The sequence below is a fragment of the Barrientosiimonas endolithica genome (genome assembly GCF_030296655.1).
Classification (GTDB): domain Bacteria; phylum Actinomycetota; class Actinomycetes; order Actinomycetales; family Dermatophilaceae; genus Barrientosiimonas; species Barrientosiimonas humi.
This window is the reverse complement of the sequence record NZ_AP027735.1, coordinates 1,330,460-1,353,418: the sequence shown is the minus strand read 5'-3', so window position 1 is coordinate 1,353,418 and position 22,959 is coordinate 1,330,460. Positions and strand designations below refer to the sequence as shown.

The window sequence follows — 22,959 nt, the reverse complement described above, 5'->3', positions numbered from 1 at the left end:
CGCCGGGACACCCGCGCGGTCACCGTCGCCGGCCAGGGGCGACTCCCCGTCCCCTCTGCTTTCGGTCGGGCCACCGCCGGTCGGGCCACCGGTGACGACCCACCGGGCCAGCTCGGCGCGGTCGAGCAGGGCGATCCGCGCTCCCCGCGAGGTGGGTCGCCGAGACGACCCGGCACAGGGCGGCCCACCCGGCGCCGGGGGCGAGCCCGGCCTGCTGACCGCGGGCGAGCACGGTGATGCGCGGGTGCTGGTCGTCGCGCAGCGCCCCGCCCTTGACCGGGGCGCTGCGCCGCCGCGCGCCGCCGGCCGCCGGTGGGGGCTGCACCGGTGAGGGGCGCAGCGCGAGGTCGACACCGAGCACCGGCTCGACCCGGGCCTCGTGACAGGCCTGGGCGAAGCGGACCGCGCCGTACAGCCCGTCGCGGTCGGTGAGCGCGAGCCGGCCCTGGCCCTGCTCGACCGCCCGCGCGACCAGCTCGGCGGGTGGCGAGGCGCCGTAGCGCAACGAGAAGGAGGAGGCCACGTGCAGGTGGCTGAACTCGGCGCTCACGACTCAGGCTCGGGTGATCGGGGTGATGCAGGTGGTGACCGAGGCCTGCACCGGCAGCCCGAGGTGGGCCAGCACCAGCTCCAGGAAGGTCTCGGCCTGCCGCACCAGGTCGTCGGCCTCGCGGACGCTCGCCTCGGCGCCGCGCTCGAGCTCCTGCCGACGCCGGGCGGTGCCGGCGAAGAACGTCGCCCACTCGGTGAGCTCGGGAGCCGCGGCCGGGATGGTCTCCCAGACGCTGCGCGGACGAGAGCGGCGACCGGCCTGGCCGCGGGCCGCGAGCAGAGCCGCCCCGGCCCGCAGCGCCGCGAGGTGGGCCAGGGTGAACCGCTCGGCCGCACCGGAGGCGTGGCAGGCGGCGAGCAGCCCGGTGCGCGAGCGCTCGACCAGCTCGAGCACGGCACCGGCGACCGGGGCCGTGGGCACGGACGAGCACGGCGTCGCCCGTGCGGTCGGTGCGCTCGCCCTGCTCTTCGTCGTCTTCGCGGTCGCGGTCCGCACCGGGCGGGTGGCGCGGCCGGACGGGGTCGCTGCTGCGATGGGTGTGGCCATGGGCTCTTCCTCCTGCGGAAGTGGTGCGGGCGGGTGGTCAGTCGGCGACGCGCAGCAAGGTCCAGCGCACGGTGCCGCCGGTCTCGGGCGCGCACGCCAGGTCATAGGTGCCGACGCCCAGCTGCCGGCCAGGGCTGGCCTCGACGCGCCAGACGGTCTGCTCGGGCGCCACGACGGCGGCGAGCGCCGCGCTGCCCTCGGTCTGCAGGGCCGTGCGCCACCAGTCGGCCCGGGCCCGCCACCGGCTCAGCACGGCGCGCACGACGTAGAGCCGGCCGCGCCAGACGAACATCGTGGGGGTCTGCTCGGTGCCGGGCTCGCCCTCGTCGGGCACGGCGACGCGCACCTCGATCTGGTCCTGATAGCTGCGCATCGTCGCTCTCCTTCGCGTCCGGCCCCGAGCCGTCTCGGCCCGCTGCGTCACGGGCGACCGGGTGCCCGAGCACCCGCTCTGATCGAACAGATGTTCGATGCCGAGAAGAGTACCTCCGCGCTCTGACATCGCGTCAACCCCGAGCGCGGTCGCCTGCTGGGCGACTACCGTCCGGCCATGACCGCAGGCGACAGCATCGCTCCGACCACCGACAGCCCCCGGTTGCGCCAGCACGAGGGCGTGGCCCGGGTGCGGACCGTCCTGCAGGAGCAGTCCGCCCAGGGCCCGCTCGTCGACCTCGGTCAGCCCGCGCGCACGGCCGCAGAGGCGGCCGCGGCCCTCGACGTCGAGGTCGGACAGATCGCGAGCTCGCTGCTGTTCGAGGCCGAGCACGACGACGGCTCGCGGCGCCCGCTGCTGGTGCTGACGTCCGGCGGGCACCGGGTCGACGAGATCCAGCTGACCGGCCTGCTCGACCTCGCCTCACTGTCCAGAGTCGACGCCGAAACCGTCAGAGCCATCACAGGATTCGCGATCGGCGGCGTCGCACCGGTCGGGCTGCTGCGCCCGGTCGACACCGTCGTCGATGTCTCGCTGGGGCGCTACGACCACGTGTGGGCCTCGGGTGGTCACCCGTGCGTGGTGCTGCGCACGACGTACGACGAGCTGCTGCGGATCACCGCCGGCCAGGCCGCCGAGGTCGGCTAAGGAAGCCCCCGCGCCCACCGGTCGGCTGGACGGAGAAGGCAGGCACCTCCTGCGTGGTGATGACGTTGATTGCGACCCCGAACTGCCGGGCGAGGTCGGTGACTGCCGGCCTGGAGGGGAGACGTCGAGGACGTCCACGGAGACGGTGCCGTACTCGACGTCGGTCCCGATGCCCACCGGGAAAGGGATCCCCTGCTTCTTGAGGGCGAGCTCGAACCGCTGCTGCTTGGCCCTCAGCTCCTTCTCGGGCACCTTCCCGGGTTCGGGGACGATTCCCTGAGAGCGCAGAGCCTGCTCGGCAGCCTTGGTGGTAGGGATCGCGTGCAGCCGACCCTGCACGATGTAGGCACCGTCTACCTGGCCGGGGTAGCTCCGCTTCACCGTCTCCAGCCGGGCAAGAGCAGCGACCGCGCGTGCGATCTGCTGGGGGTCCACAGCAGATCTCGTGTTCTCCGGAGGCGGGGGCTCGGGTACACCGCTCTCCGCAGCAGAGCCCGTCCCGGAGAGCGCCATTGCCCCCAGGAGCAGTGTGCCGATGGTTGCTGCGGGGGCCGTCTTCATGATTCGTTCCCCTGCCTGCTCCTTGACCGCCGGGAGGCATCCAGTCGTGCTGCGCCGCCGCGGGGCCTTGCTTCCCCAGGGAGTGGCCCCATGTGCACGGTAGCGCTCGCCGGGGCACCGCGGCGCGTCGTCAGCCTGAACCGTTGGGCGCGGTGGAACCCGCGGACGCAAGCCCCACCGGGACGGTGGCGCACCCCAACGTGGACGGCAGTTCGGCGACGACCGGGGACCACCGAGCTTGCGAGGTGGAACCCGCGAGGAGCCGAACAAATTCAATCCTGCAGGCGGGCGAAGACCTCGAGCGTGGCGGTGGAGCGGTTCATGGTGATGAAGTGCAGCCCGGGGGCGCCCTCGGCGATCAGTCGGCGGCCGTGCTCGGTGGCGATGCGGATCCCTTCGCGGCGCACCTCGGCCGGGTCGTCCTTGACCGCCTCGATGCGCCGCAGCACCTCGTCGGCGAGCGGCTGACCGTTGAGCTCGGTCATCCGCTGCAGCTGGCCGTACCGCGTCACCGGCATCAGCGCGGGCACGATCGGCAGGTCGCTCCCCGCGCGGCGACCAGGTCGCGCAGCCGCAGGTAGGTGTCGACGTCGGTGACCATCTGCGTCACCGCGAACTCGGCGCCGGCGTCGGCCTTGCGCACCAGCACCTCGGCGTCGTCCTCGAGGGTGCCCGACTCGGGGTGCTTGTCGGGGAAGGCCGCGACGCCGACCGTGAACGACCCCAGCGAGCGCACCAGGGTGACCAGCTCGTCGGCGTGGTCGAGGCCCTCGGGGTGCGGAGTCCAGGGCTGCCCGAGCCCGCCGGCCGGGTCGCCGCGCAGCGCCAGCACGTTGCGGATGCCCACCGCGGAGAACTCGCCGACGATCTGGCGCAGCTCGCTCACCGACGACCCGACGCAGGTCAGGTGGGCCATCGGCGTGAGCGTCGTCTCGCGGGCGATCCGGCCGGTGACCCGCACGGTGCGGTCGCGGGTGCTACCGCCGGCGCCGTAGGTGACCGAGACGAAGGCCGGCCGCACCTGCTCGATGCGCCGGATCGACTCCCACAGCACGGCCTCGGACGCGTCGTCCTTCGGAGGAAGAACTCGAAGCTGTACGCGGTCCGCTCGCCGGTGAGCAGCTGCGGGATCGTCGCGGCAGACATGCCGCCGATCGTACGGGCGCGGCGACGCCGTACGCTCGTGGCCACACCCGATCTCGAAGGACGATCTCGTGCCCAACCCCTGGACGTCGAGCGGCTGCGCACCCGTGTGCAGACGTCGATCGACGCTCAGCTGAAGGCCCAGCAGCAGGTGCTGGCGCCGATCGGCACCGCCGCCGAGCCGCTGCTGCAGGCCGCGGCCGACCTGCTGCGCGGCGGCAAGCGGCTGCGCGCGGCCTTCTTCTACTGGGGATACCGCGCGGCCGGCGGCGCCGACAGCGACGCCCTGGTCACGGCGGCCAGCTCGATGGAGATGTTCCAGGCCGGCGCCCTCGTGCACGACGACGTCATGGACGACAGCGACACCCGCCGCGGCCAGCCGTCGGTGCACCGCCGCCTCGGCCGGTTGCACGCCGACCGATCCTGGCTCGGCGACACCGACCGGTTCGGCGCCGCGGGCGCGGTGCTGGTCGGCGACCTGTGCCTGACCTGGACCGACGAGCTGTACGCCACCAGCGGACTCCCGGCCGAAGAGCTGGCTCGGGGCCGGGGCGAGTTCGATGCGATGCGCGCCCAGCTGATGGCCGGACAGTTCCTCGACGTGCTCGAGGCGGCGCTGGGCTGGGACGACGCCCCCACCGACGAGCGCATCGCCCGCGCCCGGCACGTCGCGCGGGTCAAGAGCGCGCGCTACACCGTCGAGCAGCCGCTGCTGATCGGCGCCGCGTGCGCCGGCGGCGACGAGGCGCTGCTGGACGACCTGGCCCGCTACGGCCGCGCGCTCGGCGAGGCCTTCCAGCTGCGCGACGACCTGCTGGGCGTCTTCGGCGACCCGGCCGCCACCGGCAAGCCGGCCGGCGACGACCTGCGCGAGGGCAAGCGCACGGTGCTGATGGCGTACACCCTCGACGCGCTCGACGACGCCGACACCGAGCGGTTCGAGGCGCTGCTCGGCGACGCCGACCTCGCCGACGACGACCTGGCCTGGATGCGCGACACCATCACCGGCAGCGGTGCGGTCGAACGGGTCGAGCGGTTGATCGACGAGCTCGTCGACGTCGCGGCCGCGGCCCTGCGCAGCGCCGACATCGTCGACGACCAGGCCCGCACCGTGCTGGGCGAGCTGGTGACGCTCACCACCGAGCGCAACGCCTGACGCCGGCCCCGGGCCGCGGTGCGCCGCCGGTGACGCGGCTCAGGCCAGCAGCTCCTGCGCCCGCCGACGCACCTCGGCCTTGCGGCCCGCGCGCAGCATGTCGATCGGCGCCCCCGGCAGCGGCAGCGTGTCGTCAGGGGTGAACAACCAGGTCAGTGCCTGCCGGTCGCTGAGCCCGGCGTCGGAGAGCACGGTGAGCGTGCCGGGGATCGAGGGCAGCACCTCACCGTCCTGCACGAACCCCGCCGGCACGGCCATCACCCGGCGCTCGCCCACCCGGTGGGCGAGCACCACGCGGTCGGAGATCAGGCGCCGCGCCTCGCGCAGCCGCACGTCGATCGCCTCGGCGAAGTCGGGCACCGGCAGCCAGTCGGCGACGAGTCGCTCCAGCTCCAGGTCTTCCTCGGTGGGCGCCGGGTGGGGGTTCTGGGGCTCGGTCACCGGGCCAGCGTAGGGGCGGGGGCGGACGGCGCGCCTCCCGGAGGAGGAGGACCACCCTGGCTAGCGTCGCTGACGCCCCCGCGGCGGCACCGACGGATCCGCATCCCCCTCACCGGAGCCGACGTCTCAGCGAACGGAAGGACCACCCGATGGCCCCCGTGGACTACACCCCTCCCGCCAACCCCTACGTCTTCTCCGAGCAGGCGACCTCCGCACAGGCCCTGCAGCGTGAGACGGGCCGGCCCTGGCAGCGCTACACCGTCAGGCCCGGCGACTCCCTCGCCAAGCTCGCCGTGCGCCATCAGACGACGATCAAGGCGCTGGTGGCCAAGAACAAGCTCGAGAACCCGCGCCTGCTGCGCATCGGCACCACCATCCAGGTCCCGGGCGAGATGCCCAAGCGCTCCGCGGCCCCCGAGCCCAAGGCCAAGAAGAAGGCCTCGGACCGGTCGAAGGCCAAGAAGGAGGCCAAGGACAAGGCTCCGGCCCGCCGTACGCTCTCGCACACCGTGCGCAGGAACGACAACCTGATCTCGTTGGCCCGCTACTACGACACCAGCTGGGGCTCGATCATGAAGGCCAACGGGCTGGCCGACCCGCACCGCATCACGGTGGGTCAGAAGCTGCAGGTCCCGGTGCCGGCGAGCTTCCGCGGTGACGGCGACCAGGCGCGGTCGCCGAAGAAGGATCACAAGCACGACAGCAAGAAGAAGGACACCAAGAAGTCCGACAAGCGCGACGACCGGCGCGGCGAGAAGAAGGACGACAAGAAGAAGGAGTCGCGCACCTCCAAGCCGTCCTCGCGCAACACCTTCCTCGGGCGCACCTACCCCGACCACGTCGTCCGGTCCGCCGAGCGCAACCGCGCGGCGCTGAAGGAGGTCGACGTGCCCTCGCGCAGCGAGACCCGCTCGCTGATCGTCTCGACCGCGCGTCGCTACGGCGTCGACCCGAAGCTGGCCCTGGCCATCTCCTGGCAGGAGTCGGGCTGGAACCAGCGGGCGGTGTCGGTGGCCAACGCCGTCGGGATCATGCAGGTCATGCCCGGCACCGGTGAGTGGTGCAGCGGGCTCGCCGGGCGCGAGCTGAACCTGATGAACCCCAAGGACAACGTGGTCGCCGGCGTGGTCTACCTGCGCTGGCTCGCCCAGAACGCCAGCAGCACCGACCAGGCGATCGCGGGGTACTACCAGGGCCTCGGCGGCGTGCGCAAGAACGGCATGTACCCCGACACCAAGAGCTACGTCCGCGCGGTCAAGGCGCACATGGCCCGGTTCTGATCCCGCCTTCTCGGCCGAGCCTGACCGGGTCCGGCCGGCCGGATTCGTACACTCAGGGAGTGTCCACCCCTTCCGCGACGACGCTCGTCGGTCAGACGATCGACGGGCGATACCAGGTGCTCGCGCACCTGGCCGACGGCGGCATGGCCACCGTCTACGTCGCGCTGGACACCCGTCTCGACCGCGAGGTCGCCCTCAAGGTCATGCGCCGCGACCTGGCCAGCGACCAGGCGTTCGTCGCCCGGTTCCGGCGCGAGGCGCGCGCGGCCGCCCGGCTGTCGCACCCGCACGTCGTCGGGGTGTACGACCAGGGCCAGGACGGTGAGCACGTCTTCCTCGCGATGGAGCTGGTGCGCGGGCGCACGCTGCGCCAGGTCATCCGCAGCGACGCCCCGCTCACCGCTCGGGCTGCCCTGGACATCGTCGAGCCGGTGCTCGAGGCGCTCGGCGCCGCGCACCGCGCCGACACGATGCACCGCGACGTCAAGCCCGAGAACGTCATCATCGGCGACGACGGCGTGGTCAAGGTGGCCGACTTCGGGCTCGCCCGGGCGCTCACGACCGAGACGCTGACCACCAACCACGACGTGCTGCTGGGCACCGCGGCCTACCTCTCCCCGAGCAGGTCGAGCACGGGCTGGCCGACAAGCGCTCCGACGTCTACGCCGCGACGCTGATCCTGCACGAGCTGCTCACCGGAGAGAAGGCCTACGGCGGCGACACCCCGATCCACGTGGCCTACCAGCACGTGCACGGGGCGGTGCCGCGCCCGTCCGACGTCGTGCCGAGCGTGGCGGCCGAGCTCGACGAGCTGGTGGCGCTGGGGGCGGCCAAGCGCCCGGCGCAGCGGCCCGACGACGCGACCGAGATGCTGCACGAGCTGCGCCGCACCCGCGCCGTGCTCGACGCCAGCGACCTGGACCGCACGCCGGACGGGCAGGACCCGCCCGAGGCCGACGCGCACCTGGCGACCGAGACCATCGGGCGCGGCAGCCGTGAGACCACCCAGCTGCGCCGCCCACCGACCGACCGCGCCCCGGTGCCCGGCGGGCCTGACAGCCCGCGCGGTCCGCGTGGCCCGCGCAAGGGCGGCCCCGCCGGACGAGGCGGCCCGGGCGGCGGCGGGCCGGGCGGTCCCGGCGCGGGCGCTGCGCTCTCCGGACCGGCCGGGAGACCCGGCCCAGGGCGTACGTCGGGGTCGGGTTCGTCGGTCGCGCCGGCCGGCTCGCCCGACGGGCGCAGCCGCCGCGGCGTGCTGATCGGCGCGCTGCTCGCGCTGCTGCTCGTGGGCGGCGGCACCGGGTGGTGGTTCACCCTCGGCCCCGGCTCGCAGGTCGCCGTGCCCGACGTCGCGGGGCTGCCCCAGGGCGAGGCCATCGGCACGATCGACGCCGCCGGCCTGCAGGCCCAGGTGTCGGAGATCTTCAGCGAGACGGTGCCGGCCGGGAGGGTCGTGCGCACCGAGCCGGCTGCCGGCGCGGACCAGCCGCGCTCGGAGTCGGTCGTGCTCCGGGTGTCCAAGGGCCGCAGCGCTTCACGGTGCCCGAGGTCGTCGGCGCCACCCAGCAGGTCGCGACCACCCGGCTGCGCGAGGCGCGCCTGGCCGTGCCGACGCCCACCCAGGAGTTCAGCGAGACCGTGCCGGCGGGCACGGTGATCCGCTCCAGCCCGGCGCGCGGCGCCCAGCTCAAGGCCGGCTCCCCCGTGCAGCTGGTCGTCAGCAAGGGCCGCCAGCCCATCGCGGTGCCCGACGTGCGCGGGCAGACCGAGGACGCCGCCCGCAGCGTGCTCACCGGCAGCGGCCTCACCGTCACCACCGGTCCGCTGGAGTTCAGCGACACCGTCCCCCAGGGCAGCGTGATCAGCCAGACCCCCGCGTCGGGCAACCTGTTCCGCGGTCAGCAGGTGACGCTGGTGATCTCCAAGGGACCCGAGATGGTCAGCGTGCCGTCGGTGCTCGACATGAGCACCACCCAGGCGCGCCAGACCCTCGAGGGGGCGGGGCTGAAGGTCAAGGTCAACCGCATCTTCGGCGGCCTGCTCGACACCGTGCGCAACCAGGACCCCACGTCCGGCACGTCGGTGCGCAAGGGCACCGAGGTGACGATCTCGGTGGTCTGAGCCGGGGTCGTACGCCCGGGGCCGGCTCGGCGGGCACCTCACCTCGGCGGGGCGGCGACCGCAGGCCGCCGCCCCGCCTCGGCTCAGGACGAGCGAGCGGTGAGCATCTCCGCGGTGAGGAACGCCAGCTCCAGGCTCTGCTGGTGGTTCAGCCGCGGGTCGCAGGCGGTCTCGTAACGCTTCTCGAGGTCGCCGTCGAGGATCTTCTCCGACCCGCCGAGGCACTCGGTCACGTCGTTGCCGGTCAGCTCGACGTGGATGCCGCCGGGGACGGTGCCGAGCGCCTGGTGCACCTCGAAGAAGCCGCGCACCTCATCGACCACGTCGTCGAACTCGCGGGTCTTGTAGCCCGAGGCCGACTCGAACGTGTTGCCGTGCATCGGGTCGCACACCCAGACCACCTGGGCACCGCTCGCGGTGACCTTCTCGACCAGCCGCGGCAGGGCGTCGCGGATCGTGCCGGCGCCCATCCGGGTGATGAAGGTGAGCCGGCCCGGCTGACGCTCGGGGTCGACCTTGTCGATGATCCGCAGCACCTCGTCGGGGTCGACGGTCGGGCCGAGCTTGACCCCGACCGGGTTGTGGATGCGCGAGACGAAGTCGAGGTGGGCCCCGTCGAGCTGGCGGGTGCGCTCGCCGACCCACACGAAGTGGCCGGAGACGGCGTACGGGTTGCCGGTGCGCGAGTCGATGCGGGTCAGCGGCCGCTCGTAGTCCAGCAGCAGCGCCTCGTGGCTGGAGAACAGCTCGACCGCCGACAGCGGGGTCGACTCGAAGTCGACGCCGCAGGCGACCATGAACTTCATGGCGCGGTCGATGTCGCGCGCCATCGACTCGTAGCGGGCGTACGCCGCGTTGGCGATGAAGCCGCGGTTCCACTCGTGCACGTGACGCAGATCGGCGAAGCCGCCGGTGGTGAACGCGCGCACGAGGTTCAGCGTCGCGGCCGAGGTGTGGTACGCGCGGACCAGGCGGTCGGGGTCGGGTCGGCGCGCCTCGGGGCTGAACGCGAAGTCGTTGACCATGTCGCCGCGGTAGGCCGGGAGCGTCACGTCGCCGCGCGTCTCGGTGTCCTTGCTGCGCGGCTTGGCGTACTGCCCCGCGATGCGGCCGAGCTTGATGACGGGGGTGCTGGCGCCGTAGGTCAGCACGGCCGCCATCTGCAGCAGCGTCTTGATGCGGTCGCGGATGTTGTCGGCCGTCGCCGACTCGAACATCTCGGCGCAGTCACCGCCCTGCAGCAGGAACGCCTTGCCCTGGGCGGCGTCGGAGAGCCGGTCGCGCAGGACGTCGCACTCGCCGGCGAAGACCAGCGGCGGGAGCCCGGCGAGGGTCTCGCGCACCCGCTCCAGCGAACCGTCCTGCGGCCACGTCGGCTGCTGGGCCGCGGGCAGGTCGGGCCAGCGCAGACCGGTGGTGGACGCGGGGGCTGCGGTGTCGATGCTGGTGGGGTCGAGGGTCGTACTCACTCAACAAGGGTAAACGCCGCCGTCGAGTGCCTCCCGGTCACGTCCGCTCCTCGACCGCCCTCGCGGTGTCGGCGCGACCTACGCTTCCGGCATGACCTTCTCGATCGTGGCGCGACAGGGCGATGCGTACGGCGTCGCGGTCGCGAGCAAGTTCCTCGCCGTGGGTGCGCTGGTGCCCGAGGCAGGCCCGCACGGCGCGGTCGCCACCCAGGCCTGGGGCCGGGTCGCCTACCGCCGCGAGCTGCTGGACGCCCTCGCCGACGGGCAGTCCCCGGAGGCGGCGCTGGAGCGGTGCACCGCGGCCGACGCCGGCTCGGCCACCCGGCAGCTGGGCGTGGTCGGGGCCGAGGGCGCGGCCACCTTCACCGGTGCCGAGGCGCCGGACTGGGCGGGCGGCCGCTCCGGCGAGGCCGACGACCTGGCCTGGGCGATCCAGGGCAACATCCTGGCCGGTGAGCAGGTGGTCGAGCAGATGGAGCGCACCTGGCTCGAGCGCGGCGACCTGCCGTTCGAGGCGCGGCTGGTGGCCGCGCTGCGCGCCGGCGACGAGGCGGGCGGTGACCGCCGCGGACGCCAGTCGGCGGCCGTGGTCGCCCACCAACCCGGCCGCGGCTACGACGAGACGGGCGTCCTCGCCGACCTGCGCGTCGACGACCACCCCGACCCGGTCACCGAGCTGACCCGGCTGCTGGACCTGCACGAGCTGTACTTCGGCCTCCCCGGCGAGCCGATCCCGCTCACCGGGCCGCTCGCCGAGGAGGTACGTCGACGGCTGGCCGAGCAAGGGCGTACGCACCAGGACCTGCGGGCGGCCCTCACCGACTGGGCCGGCGAGGTCAACCTCGAGGGCCGGCTGCTGCCGGACAGCATCGACGCCCGGGTGCTGCAGATGCTGCGCGAGCGCCCCGGCGGCTGACCGGGCCGCTCAGGCGCCTCGCGCCTGCGGGCCCGGGTCGGTGGTGGCGTCGGCGGCCGCCTCGGCGGCGAGCGCGTCGCTCTCGGACGCCTCGCTCTCGACCACCTCGACGTCGTGGACGTGCGGCAACCCCTCCGGGTCGTCGTTGATGTTGTCGTCGTCCTTGTCGTCCTTGTGCTCGTCCTTGGAGTCGTCGTGGCCGAGCCGCTGACCGATGCGGCTGGTGCCCTCCTGGATCGACTTGCCGATCGCGGCCGCGCCGCCGCCGATCTCCTTGACCTTGCCGGCCAGCCGGTCCTTGACCGAGGCGGCGTAGACGTCGACGTACTCCTGCCCGGACAGCAGCATCAGCTCGTACATCACCTCGTCGGTGATCGAGCGCAGCACGAACCGGTCGTTCTCCATGCCCTCGTAGCGGGAGAAGTCCATCGGCTTCCCGATGCGCACCCCGACCCGCATGATGTTGGGCACGACCTGACCGGTGGGCTGGGCCTTGTCGGTGTCGATCATGGCGACCGGCAGCACCGGCACCCCCGCCTCGAGCGCCATCCGCGCGACACCGGTCTTGCCCTTGTAGAGGCGCCCGTCGGGCGAACGGGTGCCCTCGGGGTAGATGCCGAACAGCTCGCCCTTGCGCAGCACCTTCAGCCCCGACTCGATGGCGGCCTCGCTGGCCTTGCCGCCGGAGCGGTCGATGGGGATCTGGCCCACGCCGCGCATGAAGGCGGCGGTCGCGCGGCCCTTGAGCCCCGTGCCGGTGAAGTACTCCATCTTGGCCGGGAAGGTCACCCGGCGCTCCAGCACCAGGGGCAGGAAGATCGAGTCGGAGAACGACAGGTGGTTGCTCGCGAGGATCGCGCCGCCGGACTTGGGGACGTTGGTCTCACCGTCCACCCACGGCTTGAAGAGGAGGTTCAGGATCGGTCCGAGGACGATCTTCTTCAGGACCCAGTAGAACAACGCAACGCCTCCTCGCTGACGACGCCCGAACTCTACGGCACCACCCGGCCGCTCTTCGGGGCGTGCGCCAAATCCCTTCCGCCCGTGTGCAGCCGCGCGCTCGGGTGCAAGGATGCCGGTATGCAGATCGTGCCCGGCGCCGAGCCGCTCAGCCATGACGGATCCCGCGTCGGCGTCCTGGTGCAGCACGGGTTCACCGGCCACCCGGGCTCCATGCGCGGCATCGCCGAGCGGTGCGTCGAGCAGGGCTGGTCCGTACGCCTCCCGCGCCTCCCCGGGCACGGCACCACCTGGCAGGACCTCAACACCCGCACCTGGCCGGAGTGGTACGCCGAGGTGGCCGCGGCCTTCGCCGAGCTGCGCGAGCGCTGCGACGTCGTCGTGGCCGTCGGCATGTCGATGGGCGGCAGCCTCGTCACGCTGCTCGCCGAGGAGCAGGGCGACGCGCTCGACGGGCTGGCCCTGATCAACCCCGCCTACAAGCTGCCCGACCCGCGGCTGCGCGTGGTCGGTCTCGCCAAGTACCTCGTGCCCTCGCTCGCCGGCCTCGGCGACGACATCAAGAAGCCCGGGGTCACCGAGGGCGCCTACGACCGCACCCGCTGCGCGCGCTGCACTCGGCGCTCGCGATGTGGAAGCAGGTCACCCGCGACCTGCCGCAGGTCACCCAGCCGGTGCTGCTGCTGCACTCGCCCCAGGACCACACCGTGCACCCGAGCAACTCCGAGCTGTTCCTGTCGCGCATCTCCTCCACCGACGTCACCGACGTGGTGCTGGAGAACAGCTACCACGTGGCCACCCTCGACTACGACGCCGAGCTGATCGAGGACCGGATCGTGGAGTTCGTCCGCCGGCTCGCCGGCGAGCCCGCCCAGGAGGGCGCATGACCGACCACCGGTCCGGACCCGAGGACGACCGCGCGCGGTTCGCCGAGATCGTGGCGCAGCTGCAGAGCGAGCCGTGGCCGGACATCGACGACCTCGACCAGGGTGACGTCGACGTCGAGCGCGACTCCGAGCACGGCTCGGGACGCGCTTCGGGTAGTGACTCCGGACGCGGCTCGGGCGAGGGCGAGGGGTCGGGCGACGACGGACGTACGGCGGGAGCGGGGGCGCCCGACGAAACCGACGGTGCGGGGCCGGGCCAGCCGACCGAGCCGGGCCCGGACCGGGCCACCGAGCCGACCGCCACCGACCCGCTGGCCGGCCTGCCGAGCCAGTGGCGGATGCCGACCGGCGAGAGCATCCTCGACGAGGAGGACGGCTTCGTCCCTCCCCCGCCGCGACCGCTGCCGGCCGGCGACCTCAACTTCTACGGCGCCATCGGCGGCCTCGTCGGCGGCCCGCTGTGGCTGCTCTACCTGTTCTTCTTCGACCGCTACGCGCGCCCCGTCTGGTGGCTGCTCGCCTGCGCGGTCTTCGTCGGCGGCCTGGTCCTGCTGATCCTGCGCCAGCCCGAGAAGCGCGACGACGACTGGGACGACGACGTCGACGGCGCGGTCCTGTAGGTCGAGTCCCCAGCTGGTCGAGTAGGCCGGAGCGAGACCCCCACCAAGCTGGTCGAGTTGGGCGAGCCGCTAGGCGAGCCCGTATCGAGACCCGCCACCACGGTCTGTGGTGACCCAAAGGCGCCGGGAGGCGTGAGTACGCCTGTGGTGACGTCGGACTCGCGAGTCGCCGATGGCGTACATCGCCAGAATGGTCACCACCTAACAGACTGGTCGGTTGCCAGTCTGGGCGGGGTCGGTCCTGACAGCACCCCACGATCTCGACACGACCCCGCGTTGTTGACACAGAGGGCTGCTACAGCACGCACGTCTGTCAACAACGCCAGTCCGTGTCAACAACGTCGGGCTCTGTCAGAAGCGTCGCCACCGCGAGCCGCCAGACCGGGCCAACCACGGACCGACTCCCGCTTCCAGGCGCCTTTCGGCGACCACAGAGCCTGGTGACGGGTCTCGATACGACCTCGCCTAGCGGCTCGGCCTACTCGACCACCTTGTTGGGGTGACGGGTCTCGATACGGCCGCCTTGGAGCGCCCGCTCGACCAGGAAGGGCTACCCGGCCGCCATGGGAGGAGGGGCTTCGCTGTTCCCCACCGCCAACCCGCTGAGGTCGAGGTCGGCCCACAGCGGCAGGTGGTCGCTGGCCGCCTTGAGGTCGGCCTGGTCGAGGTCGACCTGCGGTCGGGTCGCGCGCAGCACCGGGGAGGTGAAGATCGTGTCGATCCGCTTGACGGGTGCCTTCGCCGGGAAGGTGTTGATCTCGCCGCTCGGGTCGTCCAGCCCGGCCGCGAACAGCTGCCACGCGCTGCCCTTGCTGGTCTCGTTGACGTCGCCGGCCAGCACCGCCGGCACGTTGTCGGCCAGCTCCTTGGCGTCGCGCAGCAGCTTGGCGTGCTCCGGACGCTCCTTGGCCTTCAGGCTCAGGTGGAGGCTGACGGTCACGAACGGCTGGTAGCCGGGCAGGCGGCAGGTCGCGAAGGCCCAGCCGCGCGGCTCGGCCGGGCGCACCACGGGCAGCAGCCGGTGACCGCTGGCCAGCACGTCGAGCCGCATCCCGGTGAGCAGCGTCGTGCTCATCCGGCCGCGGTCGTCGCCGCCGCCCCAGGTCAGGCCGCAGTCGGCCGCGAGCGCCGAGATCCGGTGCCCCGAGAAGGGGTGACGCGGCGCCTCCTGCAGGCACAGCACGTCCGGCTCCAGCGCGCGGATCACCCGGACCAGGGCATCGCGGTCGTCCTTCAGCGCACGGATGTTGTACGACACCACGCGCACGGTCGCGTCGGTCACGCCTCGTCCTCCTCGTCGGGTCGGTCGCGCAGCACGGCGTCGCGCGCCAGGTCGGCGGCGCCGACGAGCCCGGCCTCGTTGCGCAGGCTGGCCGCCAGGATGCGGGCCTCGGGCCGGTAGCCGCGACCGGCCAGGTGGCGGCGGAACGCGTCGCGCGCCGGGTCCAGCAGCAGCGGCCCGGCCTGGCTCACGCCGCCCCCGATCACGAAGGCGCCGGGGTCGAACGCGTTCGCGAGGTTGGCCAGCCCGATGCCCAGCCACTGGCCGATCTCGGCGAGCAGCTCGGCGGCGGTCGGGTCGCCCTGCTGGGCCGCCTCGGTGACCATCGGCCCGGTGATGTTGTGCACGTCGCCCCCCACCCGTGCGGCGAGGTCGGCGGCGAGCGGGCTGCCGGCGAGCACCAGCGAACGGGCCTCGCGCACGAGGGCGTTGCCGCTGGCGTACTGCTCCCAGCAGCCGCGGTTGCCGCACTCGCAGCGGTGGCCGCCGGGCATGACCTGCATGTGCCCGAACTCCCCCGCGATGCCGAACCGGCCGCGCTGGATCTTCTCGTCGAGCAGCACGGCGCCGCCGATGCCGGTGCCGAGCGTGACCATCACCAGGTGCGACTCGCCGCGACCGACCCCGAAGCGCCACTCGGCCCAGCAGGCGGCGTTGGCGTCGTTGTCGACGAAGACCGGCAGGTCGACCCGGCGGGCGAGCGCGTCGCGCAGCGGCTCGTGGCGCCAGGACAGGTGCGGCGCGAAGACCACGGTCGCCCGGTCGGCGGCGACGAACCCCGCGGCGCCGATCCCGACGGCACTGACCGGAGCGTCCTCGGCCTCGACGAGCTCCTGCACGACGTCGACGATCATGTCCTCGACGACGTGCGGGGCGGTCGAGCGGTGCGGGGTGTCCCGGCGGGCCCGCAGCAGCACCTCGCCGTTCTCGTCGACGACTCCCCCGGCGACCTTGGTGCCCCCGATGTCGATCCCGATCGCCCGGGTGGGCGTGGTCATGCCTCCTCCTTCTGCCGCGGCTGGCGCGCTCAGCGGCGTCGAGCGAGACCGATCATGCCAGCGTCAGGACTGCTCGTCGTCGTCGGCGGCCGGGGGCTTGTCGCCGCTGGTGCCCGCCTGCTCGGCGCGGCGCTGGGCGGCGAACGACTGCAGCGAGCCGGCGACCATGCTCACCAGGTCGGCGACCTTCTCGATCGTCTCGGGCTGCACCTCCGCGACGAAGGTCGCGACCCGGCAGACGGGGCAGAGACCGCACACGCTGGAGACCGCGTCGTTGCTGCAGCCGCACGTGACGGGCTCGGCAGCGGCGTCGCCGCCTGGAGCGGAGTCGTCGCCGCCGAGCGGGTCGGTCTCGGCCGGGTCGGCGCCGGCGGGGTGCTCGCGCGAGCCGGCCAGGTCGCCGCCGAGGGCGGCGAGGGCCGACACCAGGCGTACGGCCTCGTCGGCGACCGACGACACGGCGTCGCGGTCGGCGGACTCCTTCTCGCTCACGGCCCCTCCTGCGGCAGCGGGTCGCGCCACGGACGGGTGCGCCCGGGCGAAGCTCCCGGGAGCCTACCCGCGGGCCGCCCGCTGCCCCTCACGCCTCGGCGCGCTTCTTCAGCTCCTTGAGCGCGGTGTCGATGATCATCTTCTCGGCCTTGCGGCGCAGCGCCCCGATCATCGGGATGGTGACCTCGACGGCCAGCTGGTAGTCGACCTTGGTGGAGCCGCCGCCGGTCGACTGCAGGGTGTAGGCGCCGTCGAGCGCACGCAGCAGGTTGGCCTTGACCAGCGTCCACGACACGGTGCCGGTGCCGTCCTCGTCGACGTCCCAGTCGTAACCGAGGGTGTAGGTGTCCTTCACGACGCCGGCGTCCAGCTCGAACTCGACCTGCTCTGCCCACCCGTCGGCGTCCTCGCTCACGACGGTGGCTCGCTTCACCTGCCCGGCCCACTCGGGGTAGGCGTCGAAGTCGGCGATGATGTCGAGCACCGTCTCCGGAGCGGCGTCGATGGTGATCGAGGACTGAGTGCTGTCGGCCATGCGGGCACTGTAGACGCCGCGCTGCGGCGCCGGGCCTGCACCGCAAGGGTCGTTGGACGCCGTCGCGGGCGGCGGTAGTGTCCGGCTCGTGCCCGGAGATCCCCGGGCGACGCGCGCGAAAGGTGCCGGGGTGCAGGAGTTCGAGGTCCCGGCGCTGGTCGTGCCGACGGCGGCCGGCAACCTGGGTCTGCTCCCCTCGCGCAACGCGACGGTCGACCCGCGCGGCGTCGGCTACTCCCGGCGCACGGCCGAGGGCGGCTGGTCACCGGTCACCCACGCCCAGTTCGCCGACGAGGTCGAGCGCCTCGCCAAGGGGTTCATGGCCGCGGGCATCGAGCCCGGCGACCGCGTGGCGCTGCTGTCGCGCACCCGGTACGAGTGGACCCTGGTCGACTTCGCGCTGCTCGCGGCGGGAGCGGTCGTCGTCCCGCTGTACGACGGCGCCCCCACCGACCAGATCGGCTGGGTGCTGAGCGACAGCGGCGCGGTCGCCGCGGTGGTCGAGACCGCCGAGCACGCCGCCGCCGTCGGGCAGGTGCGCCCGGACCTGGATCGGCTGCGCGACGTCTGGCAGATCGACAGCGGCGGCCTCGAGGAGATCGCCGCCGGCGCCGACGACGTGACCGACGCCGAGCTGCGCTCGCGCACCACGCTGCCCGACCGCGACACCCTCGCCACGGTCATCTACACCAGCGGCACCACGGGCCGCCCCAAGGGCGTGGAGCTGACCCACGGCAACTTCCTCACGCTGACCGAGAACGCCGTCGAACGGCTGAAGGACCTCGTCGACGTCGACGACGCCGCCACCCTGCTCTTCCTGCCGCTGGCGCACGTCTTCGCGCGGTTCGTCCAGGTCGTCGCGGTCTACTCGCGGGTGCGCCTGGGTCACTCCCCGAGCCCGACCAGGTGCTGGACGACCTGGGCACCTTCCGCCCGACGTTCGTGCTGTCGGTGCCGCGCATGCTGGAGCAGATCTACAACCGGGCCCAGCAGCAGGCGGTGGGCGACGGGCGCGGCACCCTGTTCGCCCGCGCCGCCCGGGTCGCCGAGGAGTGGAGCCGCGCGCTGGACAAGCCCCGCGGGCCGTCGGTGCGGCTGAAGCTGCAGCACGCCGCGATGGACCGGTTGGTCTATCGCGGGCTGCGCGAGGCGCTCGGCGGCCGGCTCGACTACGCCATGAGCGGCGGCGCCCCGCTCGGCGAGCGGCTGGGTCACGTGCTGCGCGGGATGGGGCTGCCGGTGCTCGAGGGCTACGGCCTCACCGAGACCACCGCCTCGACCACGGTGAACACCCCGCAGCTGACCCGGATGGGCACCGTCGGGCAACCGCTGCCGGGCGTCGCGGTGCGCATCGCCGAGGACGGCGAGGTGCAGGTGCGCGGGGCCGGGGTGTTCCGCGGCTACTGGGACGACGAGGTCGCGACCGAGCGCACCATGACCGACGACGGCTGGCTGCGCACCGGTGACATGGGCCGGCTCGACGGGCACGGCTTCCTGAAGATCACCGGCCGCAAGAGCGAGCTCATCGTCACCTCGACCGGGCAGAACGTCAGCCCGGCCGCGCTCGAGGGCCAGGTGCGCAGTCACCCCCTGGTGTCGCAGGTGGTCGTCGTCGGCGAGGGCCGGCCGCACCTGGGCGCGCTGGTCACGCTCGACGCGCCGATGCTGGCGCTGTGGGGCGACAACCACGACCGGCCGGGGCTGACCCCCGACGTCGCCGCCGACGACGCCCAGGTGCGCGAGGAGATCGCCCGCGCCATCGGCCAGGCCAACGCCTCGCCCGACGCCACCGACCAGATCCGCACCTTCGAGGTGCTGCGCGAGGACCTCACCGCCGCCCGGGGATACCTGACCCCCTCGGGCAAGGTGCGCCGCGAGCTGGTGCTGCACGACTTCGCCGACGAGGTCGAGCGGCTCTACGCCCAGGACGCCAACCAGGTCTCGTAGGCCCCGCCGAGCCCGGCCGGGCCGGCGCCGTACGCCGCCCGGAACGCCCGCCCGGTCTGCCCCGGCTGCGCGCTCGCGGTGCGCACGAAGCCGGTGAAGACGCCCGCTCCGCGGCGGGCCACCAGGAACGCGCACCACGCCCAGGCCAGGCCGTAGGCGTCGCTCAGGTCCGCCGTATGTCCTGGGTCGAGGGCTGCGTCGTCCGGCGGCCCGGCCGGTGGTGACCCCGAGCGCACCCGGCGGGCCACCCCGGGAGCGACCTGGTCGGGCCGCAGCCCGGTCGGCCGGTAGGCGGTGACCTCGGCGGCGCCCTCCCCACCCACCGTGGCGTGGTGGGCAGCGGCGAGAGCAGCACATGGGTCAGCTCGTGGGTGAGCACCACCTGGCGCCCGCGGGCGCTGACCCGGTTCCACAGGTCGGGGTGCAGCACGACGGTGCGGTCGGGCCGGGTGAGCGCCGGGACCTGGTCGGAGGTGGAGCCGGTGATCCGGGAGAACTCGGTGTCGCTCGCGGGCACCACGATGCGCACGGCTGCGGGCGCCGCGCGCCACAGCTGGCGCACCTGGCCGGAGGCGACCGCCGCCAACCGCTCCACCTCGCGGCGGCGAGCGAGCGGGCCGTCGCCCGTGACCGTGATGCCGCGGGACGGCGAGGTGCCCGCGCCGGACGGCGCCGCGGTCGAGGCCGGGCCCGCTGACGAGGGTGGTGCTGCGGACGAGGGCACGCCGTCGGGCGAGGACGGGCCCGTCGCAGCCGGGTCACCGGACCCGGACGACGCCCGACCCGTCGTGGAGGAACCACCGGCCGGGGCCGGCCCGCGGTCGCAACCGGCCGTCACCGCGACAGCGGCACCGAGCAGCAGCGCACGCCGGCTCGGTCTCACGAGGACGACTCTCTCACCACCTCCTCGCGGGAGGGCCGGCCCGGGCTCGTCGGACTCACCCGACCGAGGCCCAGGTGGCCGCGCGCTGGGGTCGCTCGGGACGCGCGGTGGCCGCGGCGGCCTCGGCCTCGCTGACCAGGCCGGTGCCGACCAGCGCGTCGAGGGCGCGGACCTCGACGGCGTCGAGCGGGAGCTCGTGGGGCGAGATCGACAGCAGGGCCGTGACCATGCAGTCGTCGCACTGGTGCCCGCGGACCGGGCAGGTCGAGCAGTCGATCTGCAGGTCGGAGTGGGTGTCGGAACGCATCGCCGACCTCCTTCCGGTGCTGCCCGAGGCCGGTCCTCGGGTCGTTGCGACGACCGTAGGGTCGACCACCGACAAGCCCTCCGCGACGACCTCCGCCCGGCCCCCGGGGCCGCGCCCGCCCGGATCGGTGCGCCGCATCGGTGCGCCGCATCGGTGCGCCGCATCGGTGAGCGACCGTGCGCTCCGGCGCACGCCTGGTCACCGATCCCCCTCACCGATGCTGACCTCGGCCCACCGACGCCGCAGCGAGCGTCGTCAGCCCGACCCCAGCCGGAACGTCCGGGTGCGCGCGACCGGCACCATCCCGAGGCTGCGGTACAGCCGGGCCGGGATCGGGTACCCCGCGTCGCCGCGCGGGCACACCAGCGCCGTGCGGGCCCCGATCCGGGCCAGCTCGCGGATCAGCTGGGCGCACGCGGCCCGGGCCAGCCCGCGCGTGGCGTGCGAGGGCGCGGTCCCGACCGGCTCGATCAGCCCGCTGCGGCTGCGCTCGTCGAACCAGCCGAGCGCCGTCGCGGCCAGCCTGCCGTCGGGGGCCTCGACCACCAGGTCCAGCTCGCGGCGATAGAGCCGGGTCGCCCGGACCCGGTCGTACGCCGGGCGCGAGAACCGCGAGCCCGCCTCCTCGCCGTCGGGCACCTGACCGGCGAGCCGTTTGATGCGCGCCGGGGCCCAGGAGGCGCGGTGCACCTCGACCCGTTCGTCGGCCTCGTCGTCGGTGACCGCCCGCACCCGATAACCGGCCGGCAGCGAGGGCCGCAGCCGCTCGAGCGGGCGCCCCGACCCGTCGACCAGGTCGGTCAGCAGGTGGGTGAACCACGGCCCGTCCTGCTCGCGGCCGCCCGCGGCCGTCACGGCGTCGAGCAGCACGCGCTCCCGGTCCAGCAGCGTCAGCAGGGTCGCCGGGGCGTGCCCGCGCGACCAGCCGAGCGCCTGCTCGGCCAGCCCCGTGGCCTCGGGGTGCGTCGGGTCGACGTGCACGTCGGCGTACGCCACGCCCGGGCCGGCCGGCTCCACCCTGCTCCAGGCGAGCACCGGACCCGACGCGTCTCCGGCGCACCACACCCGCGACCGGCACTCGTCGTCGACGTCGTGCTGCGCCGCCGACCACGCCACGTCGCCGGGGTGGGTGCGCTGGGCGGGGCACCAGCTGCGCGCGGCCGCCTCGGCGCGCCGGTCGACCCACGCGGTGGGCTCCAGGCCCGGTGGCAGGTCGATCGCGACGGTCGGCGGCATGCCAGGGAGTGTGCGCCCGCGCCGCACGGCGCGTCCACGAGGTTTCGCCGTACGCCCGCGCCGGCCGCGCGACTCGGCCAGACTGAGTGCGTGGCCGCCGTGCGCGAGCAGGTCTCCGGCCCGGTCTGGGGGTCAGCGCCGGTCTCGGAGCCGTGCTCACCGCCGGCAGCGTCGGCTACGGCTACCACCGCGACGAGCTCTACTACCGGATGCTCCCGCCGGCCTGGGGCTACGTCGACCAGCCGCCGCTCACGCCGTTCGTCGCGCGGCTCACCACGCAGGTCTCCGACACGGTGTGGGCGCTGCGCGTGCCCGCGACGCTCGCCGCGATGGCCGCGGTCGTCGTGGTCGCGCTGCTGGCCCGCGAGCTCGGCGCCGACCGGTCGCGGCAGACCCTCGCCGCCGGTGCGTACGCCTGCGCCACGCTCCCGCTGATGCTCGGCCACCTGCTCCTCACCTCGACGCTGGACCTGTTCTTCCTGCCGCTGCTGATCCTGTTGTCGCTCAAGGCGATTCGCTCGCCGCGCTGGTGGGTGGCGACCGGTCTGGTCGCCGGGCTGACGACGTACAACCGGTGGTTGGTGGCCGTCGTCGGCGTCGCGGCGGTGCTCGGTCTCGCGGTGCTGGGGCCGCGTCGGGTGTTCGCCTCGGTCTGGCTGTGGGCCGGCGGGCTGCTGGCGCTGGTCGTGGCCCTGCCCAACCTCGTCTACCAGGCCACCCACGACTGGCCGCAGATCCGGATGGGGCAGGCGCTCGCCGAGGACGCGGGCGAGGTGCGGGTCACCGTGCTGATCCTGCTCGTCGCCGGTGTCGGCCCGCTGTTCCCGCTGCTGTGGCGCGGCGTCGTCACCCTCGCGCGCGAGCCGCGCACCCGCTATCTGGTCGTCGTGACCGTGGCCGTCTACGCCTTCACGTTCGTCGCCGGCGCGCAGCCGCACTACGTCGTCGTGGCGCTGGTCGTGTGGCTGACCGCCGGCGTCATCACGACGAGCTCGCCACGTCGCCTGTGGCGGGTCGCCGCGATCACCGGGGCGGTCTCGGCGGTGCTCGCCCTGCCGGTGATCCCGGTGAGCGTCGTGGGGGCGACACCGGTCACGAAGGTCAGCTCACTGATGCCCGACCAGGTGGGGTGGCCGACGTACGTCGGGCAGGTGGCGCGGGCCTACCGCGCGGCCGTCGCCGCCGACCCGGGCGCACCGCCGCCGGTGATCATCACGGCCAACTACGGCGAGGCCGGGGCGATCGACCGGTTCGGGCCGGCGCACGGGCTGCCGCGGGCGTACAGCGGGCACAACGGTCTGTACGACGTCGCCCGGCCGAGCGGGCCCGCCCGCTCTGCCCTGCTGGTGGGTGATCTCGGCCCGCGGCAGCTGGCGCTGTTCGCGCAGTGCCGTCAGGTCGGCACGCTGGACAACGGGGTCGACGTCGACAACGAGGAGCAGGACCAGCCGATCCGGCTGTGCACCGGGCTGCGGCGCTCCTGGGAGCTCAGCTGGCCGGCCTTCGCCCACCTGGACTGAGCCCCCGACCCGGCGTGCCGACGGG

Annotated in this window: 24 protein-coding genes and 4 pseudogenes; 13 read left to right on the top strand and 15 right to left on the bottom strand. The window is 73.8% G+C overall.

Features of this window, described 5'->3' with window-relative positions; all coding sequences use genetic code 11:
• Positions 1-19: 19 nt before the first annotated feature.
• Genes QUE40_RS06885 through QUE40_RS06875 form a run of 3 tightly spaced genes read right to left on the bottom strand, consistent with a single transcriptional unit; the run spans position 20 to position 1,472 of the window.
• Positions 20-550 carry a PHP domain-containing protein gene (locus QUE40_RS06885; RefSeq protein WP_289232696.1) on the bottom strand — a complete coding sequence of 177 codons (531 nt, stop codon included), beginning with the start codon at positions 548-550 and terminating at the stop codon, positions 20-22.
• A 3-nt stretch (positions 551-553) separates the two neighbouring features.
• Positions 554-1,099 (bottom strand): SAV_6107 family HEPN domain-containing protein, encoded by a 546-nt coding sequence (locus QUE40_RS06880; protein ID WP_289232695.1) that lies wholly within the window; start codon positions 1,097-1,099, stop codon positions 554-556.
• 37 nt (positions 1,100-1,136) lie between these two features.
• The gene (locus QUE40_RS06875) at positions 1,137-1,472 is read right to left on the bottom strand and encodes a DUF6504 family protein (RefSeq protein WP_142005022.1); all 336 of its coding nucleotides are present in this window, start codon (positions 1,470-1,472) and stop codon (positions 1,137-1,139) included.
• 177 nt (positions 1,473-1,649) lie between these two features.
• Here QUE40_RS06875 and QUE40_RS06870 point away from each other — a divergent pair, with 177 nt between their 5' ends.
• Positions 1,650-2,180 (top strand): YbaK/EbsC family protein, encoded by a 531-nt coding sequence (locus QUE40_RS06870; protein ID WP_289232694.1) that lies wholly within the window; start codon positions 1,650-1,652, stop codon positions 2,178-2,180.
• 833 nt (positions 2,181-3,013) lie between these two features.
• Here the strand turns inward: QUE40_RS06870 and QUE40_RS06865 are convergent.
• Positions 3,014-3,795 (bottom strand): annotated as a pseudogene (locus QUE40_RS06865) (methylenetetrahydrofolate reductase).
• 129 nt (positions 3,796-3,924) lie between these two features.
• On the opposite strand from QUE40_RS06865, the gene QUE40_RS06860 reads away from it, so the two are divergent.
• The gene (locus QUE40_RS06860; RefSeq protein ID WP_289232693.1) at positions 3,925-5,040 is read left to right on the top strand and encodes a polyprenyl synthetase family protein; all 1,116 of its coding nucleotides are present in this window, start codon (positions 3,925-3,927) and stop codon (positions 5,038-5,040) included.
• A 39-nt stretch (positions 5,041-5,079) separates the two neighbouring features.
• Here the strand turns inward: QUE40_RS06860 and QUE40_RS06855 are convergent, their stop codons facing one another.
• Positions 5,080-5,481 (bottom strand): Rv2175c family DNA-binding protein, encoded by a 402-nt coding sequence (locus QUE40_RS06855; protein ID WP_236022280.1) that lies wholly within the window; start codon positions 5,479-5,481, stop codon positions 5,080-5,082.
• A gap of 149 nt (positions 5,482-5,630) precedes the next feature.
• On the opposite strand from QUE40_RS06855, the gene QUE40_RS06850 reads away from it, so the two are divergent.
• The 4 genes from QUE40_RS06850 to QUE40_RS06835 are packed head-to-tail and all read left to right on the top strand — an operon-like array spanning position 5,631 to position 8,882.
• The gene (locus QUE40_RS06850; protein WP_289232692.1) at positions 5,631-6,761 is read left to right on the top strand and encodes a lytic transglycosylase; all 1,131 of its coding nucleotides are present in this window, start codon (positions 5,631-5,633) and stop codon (positions 6,759-6,761) included.
• A gap of 59 nt (positions 6,762-6,820) precedes the next feature.
• Entirely contained in the window at positions 6,821-7,438 is a 618-nt protein-coding gene (locus tag QUE40_RS06845; RefSeq protein ID WP_289232691.1) for a protein kinase domain-containing protein, read from the top strand.
• Between the two features lie 56 nt (positions 7,439-7,494).
• Positions 7,495-8,418: a PASTA domain-containing protein gene (locus tag QUE40_RS06840; protein WP_289232690.1), complete on the top strand. Its 924-nt coding sequence runs from the start codon at positions 7,495-7,497 to the stop codon at positions 8,416-8,418.
• Positions 8,301-8,882: a PASTA domain-containing protein gene (locus QUE40_RS06835; protein WP_289232689.1), complete on the top strand. Its 582-nt coding sequence runs from the start codon at positions 8,301-8,303 to the stop codon at positions 8,880-8,882. Before QUE40_RS06840 ends, QUE40_RS06835 begins: the two co-directional genes overlap by 118 nt.
• A gap of 83 nt (positions 8,883-8,965) precedes the next feature.
• Here QUE40_RS06835 and QUE40_RS06830 read toward each other — a convergent pair whose 3' ends face one another.
• The gene (locus QUE40_RS06830) at positions 8,966-10,324 is read right to left on the bottom strand and encodes a class II 3-deoxy-7-phosphoheptulonate synthase (RefSeq protein WP_142007438.1); all 1,359 of its coding nucleotides are present in this window, start codon (positions 10,322-10,324) and stop codon (positions 8,966-8,968) included.
• Between the two features lie 118 nt (positions 10,325-10,442).
• Here QUE40_RS06830 and QUE40_RS06825 point away from each other — a divergent pair, with 118 nt between their 5' ends.
• A complete protein-coding gene (locus QUE40_RS06825) occupies positions 10,443-11,267 on the top strand; it encodes a DUF1028 domain-containing protein (RefSeq protein WP_289232688.1) in 825 nt (274 codons plus the stop codon).
• A 9-nt stretch (positions 11,268-11,276) separates the two neighbouring features.
• On the opposite strand, the gene QUE40_RS06820 is transcribed toward QUE40_RS06825, so the two are convergent.
• Positions 11,277-12,227, bottom strand: a complete 951-nt coding sequence (locus QUE40_RS06820; protein ID WP_236022278.1) for a lysophospholipid acyltransferase family protein — start codon at positions 12,225-12,227, stop codon at positions 11,277-11,279.
• 120 nt (positions 12,228-12,347) lie between these two features.
• Here QUE40_RS06820 and QUE40_RS18995 point away from each other — a divergent pair.
• From QUE40_RS18995 to QUE40_RS06810, 3 genes and pseudogenes are all read left to right on the top strand, one after another.
• A pseudogene (locus QUE40_RS18995) lies at positions 12,348-12,665 on the top strand (alpha/beta hydrolase); the annotation flags it as partial.
• Positions 12,551-12,967, top strand: a pseudogene (locus tag QUE40_RS18990) (hypothetical protein); the annotation flags it as partial. The pseudogenes QUE40_RS18995 and QUE40_RS18990, both read left to right, overlap by 115 nt.
• Positions 12,968-13,110: 143 nt before the next feature.
• Complete coding sequence (locus QUE40_RS06810) at positions 13,111-13,734, top strand: hypothetical protein (protein WP_289232686.1); 624 nt, start codon at positions 13,111-13,113, stop codon at positions 13,732-13,734.
• A gap of 550 nt (positions 13,735-14,284) precedes the next feature.
• On the opposite strand, the gene QUE40_RS06805 is transcribed toward QUE40_RS06810, so the two are convergent.
• The 4 genes from QUE40_RS06805 to QUE40_RS06790 all read right to left on the bottom strand — a co-directional run bounded on the left by QUE40_RS06805 (position 14,285) and on the right by QUE40_RS06790 (position 17,041).
• A complete protein-coding gene (locus tag QUE40_RS06805) occupies positions 14,285-15,016 on the bottom strand; it encodes an endonuclease/exonuclease/phosphatase family protein (protein ID WP_289232685.1) in 732 nt (243 codons plus the stop codon).
• Positions 15,013-16,014, bottom strand: coding sequence for an ROK family glucokinase (locus QUE40_RS06800; protein WP_142005012.1), 1,002 nt, complete (start codon positions 16,012-16,014; stop codon positions 15,013-15,015). Before QUE40_RS06800 ends, QUE40_RS06805 begins: the two co-directional genes overlap by 4 nt.
• A gap of 63 nt (positions 16,015-16,077) precedes the next feature.
• Positions 16,078-16,506 (bottom strand): hypothetical protein, encoded by a 429-nt coding sequence (locus tag QUE40_RS06795; protein ID WP_289232684.1) that lies wholly within the window; start codon positions 16,504-16,506, stop codon positions 16,078-16,080.
• Between the two features lie 88 nt (positions 16,507-16,594).
• Positions 16,595-17,041 (bottom strand): SRPBCC family protein, encoded by a 447-nt coding sequence (locus QUE40_RS06790; protein WP_142005010.1) that lies wholly within the window; start codon positions 17,039-17,041, stop codon positions 16,595-16,597.
• Positions 17,042-17,129: 88 nt separating this feature from the next.
• Here QUE40_RS06790 and QUE40_RS19630 point away from each other — a divergent pair.
• Positions 17,130-18,388, top strand: a pseudogene (locus QUE40_RS19630) (AMP-dependent synthetase/ligase); the annotation flags it as partial.
• Positions 18,389-18,475: 87 nt separating this feature from the next.
• Positions 18,476-18,988: a hypothetical protein gene (locus QUE40_RS19625; RefSeq protein WP_433997075.1), complete on the top strand. Its 513-nt coding sequence runs from the start codon at positions 18,476-18,478 to the stop codon at positions 18,986-18,988.
• On the opposite strand, the gene QUE40_RS06775 is transcribed toward QUE40_RS19625, so the two are convergent.
• The 4 genes from QUE40_RS06775 to QUE40_RS06760 all read right to left on the bottom strand — a co-directional run bounded on the left by QUE40_RS06775 (position 18,958) and on the right by QUE40_RS06760 (position 21,414).
• Positions 18,958-19,110, bottom strand: coding sequence for a hypothetical protein (locus tag QUE40_RS06775; protein WP_289232683.1), 153 nt, complete (start codon positions 19,108-19,110; stop codon positions 18,958-18,960). The genes QUE40_RS19625 and QUE40_RS06775 overlap by 31 nt on opposite strands.
• A gap of 41 nt (positions 19,111-19,151) precedes the next feature.
• Complete coding sequence (locus QUE40_RS06770; protein ID WP_289232682.1) at positions 19,152-19,712, bottom strand: hypothetical protein; 561 nt, start codon at positions 19,710-19,712, stop codon at positions 19,152-19,154.
• 214 nt (positions 19,713-19,926) lie between these two features.
• Entirely contained in the window at positions 19,927-20,178 is a 252-nt protein-coding gene (locus QUE40_RS06765; protein WP_289232681.1) for a hypothetical protein, read from the bottom strand.
• A gap of 255 nt (positions 20,179-20,433) precedes the next feature.
• Positions 20,434-21,414 (bottom strand): GNAT family N-acetyltransferase, encoded by a 981-nt coding sequence (locus tag QUE40_RS06760; protein ID WP_289232680.1) that lies wholly within the window; start codon positions 21,412-21,414, stop codon positions 20,434-20,436.
• A 152-nt stretch (positions 21,415-21,566) separates the two neighbouring features.
• Between QUE40_RS06760 and QUE40_RS06755 the strand changes: the two genes are divergently transcribed.
• The gene (locus tag QUE40_RS06755) at positions 21,567-22,934 is read left to right on the top strand and encodes a glycosyltransferase family 39 protein (protein ID WP_289232679.1); all 1,368 of its coding nucleotides are present in this window, start codon (positions 21,567-21,569) and stop codon (positions 22,932-22,934) included.
• Positions 22,935-22,959 lie beyond the last annotated feature (25 nt).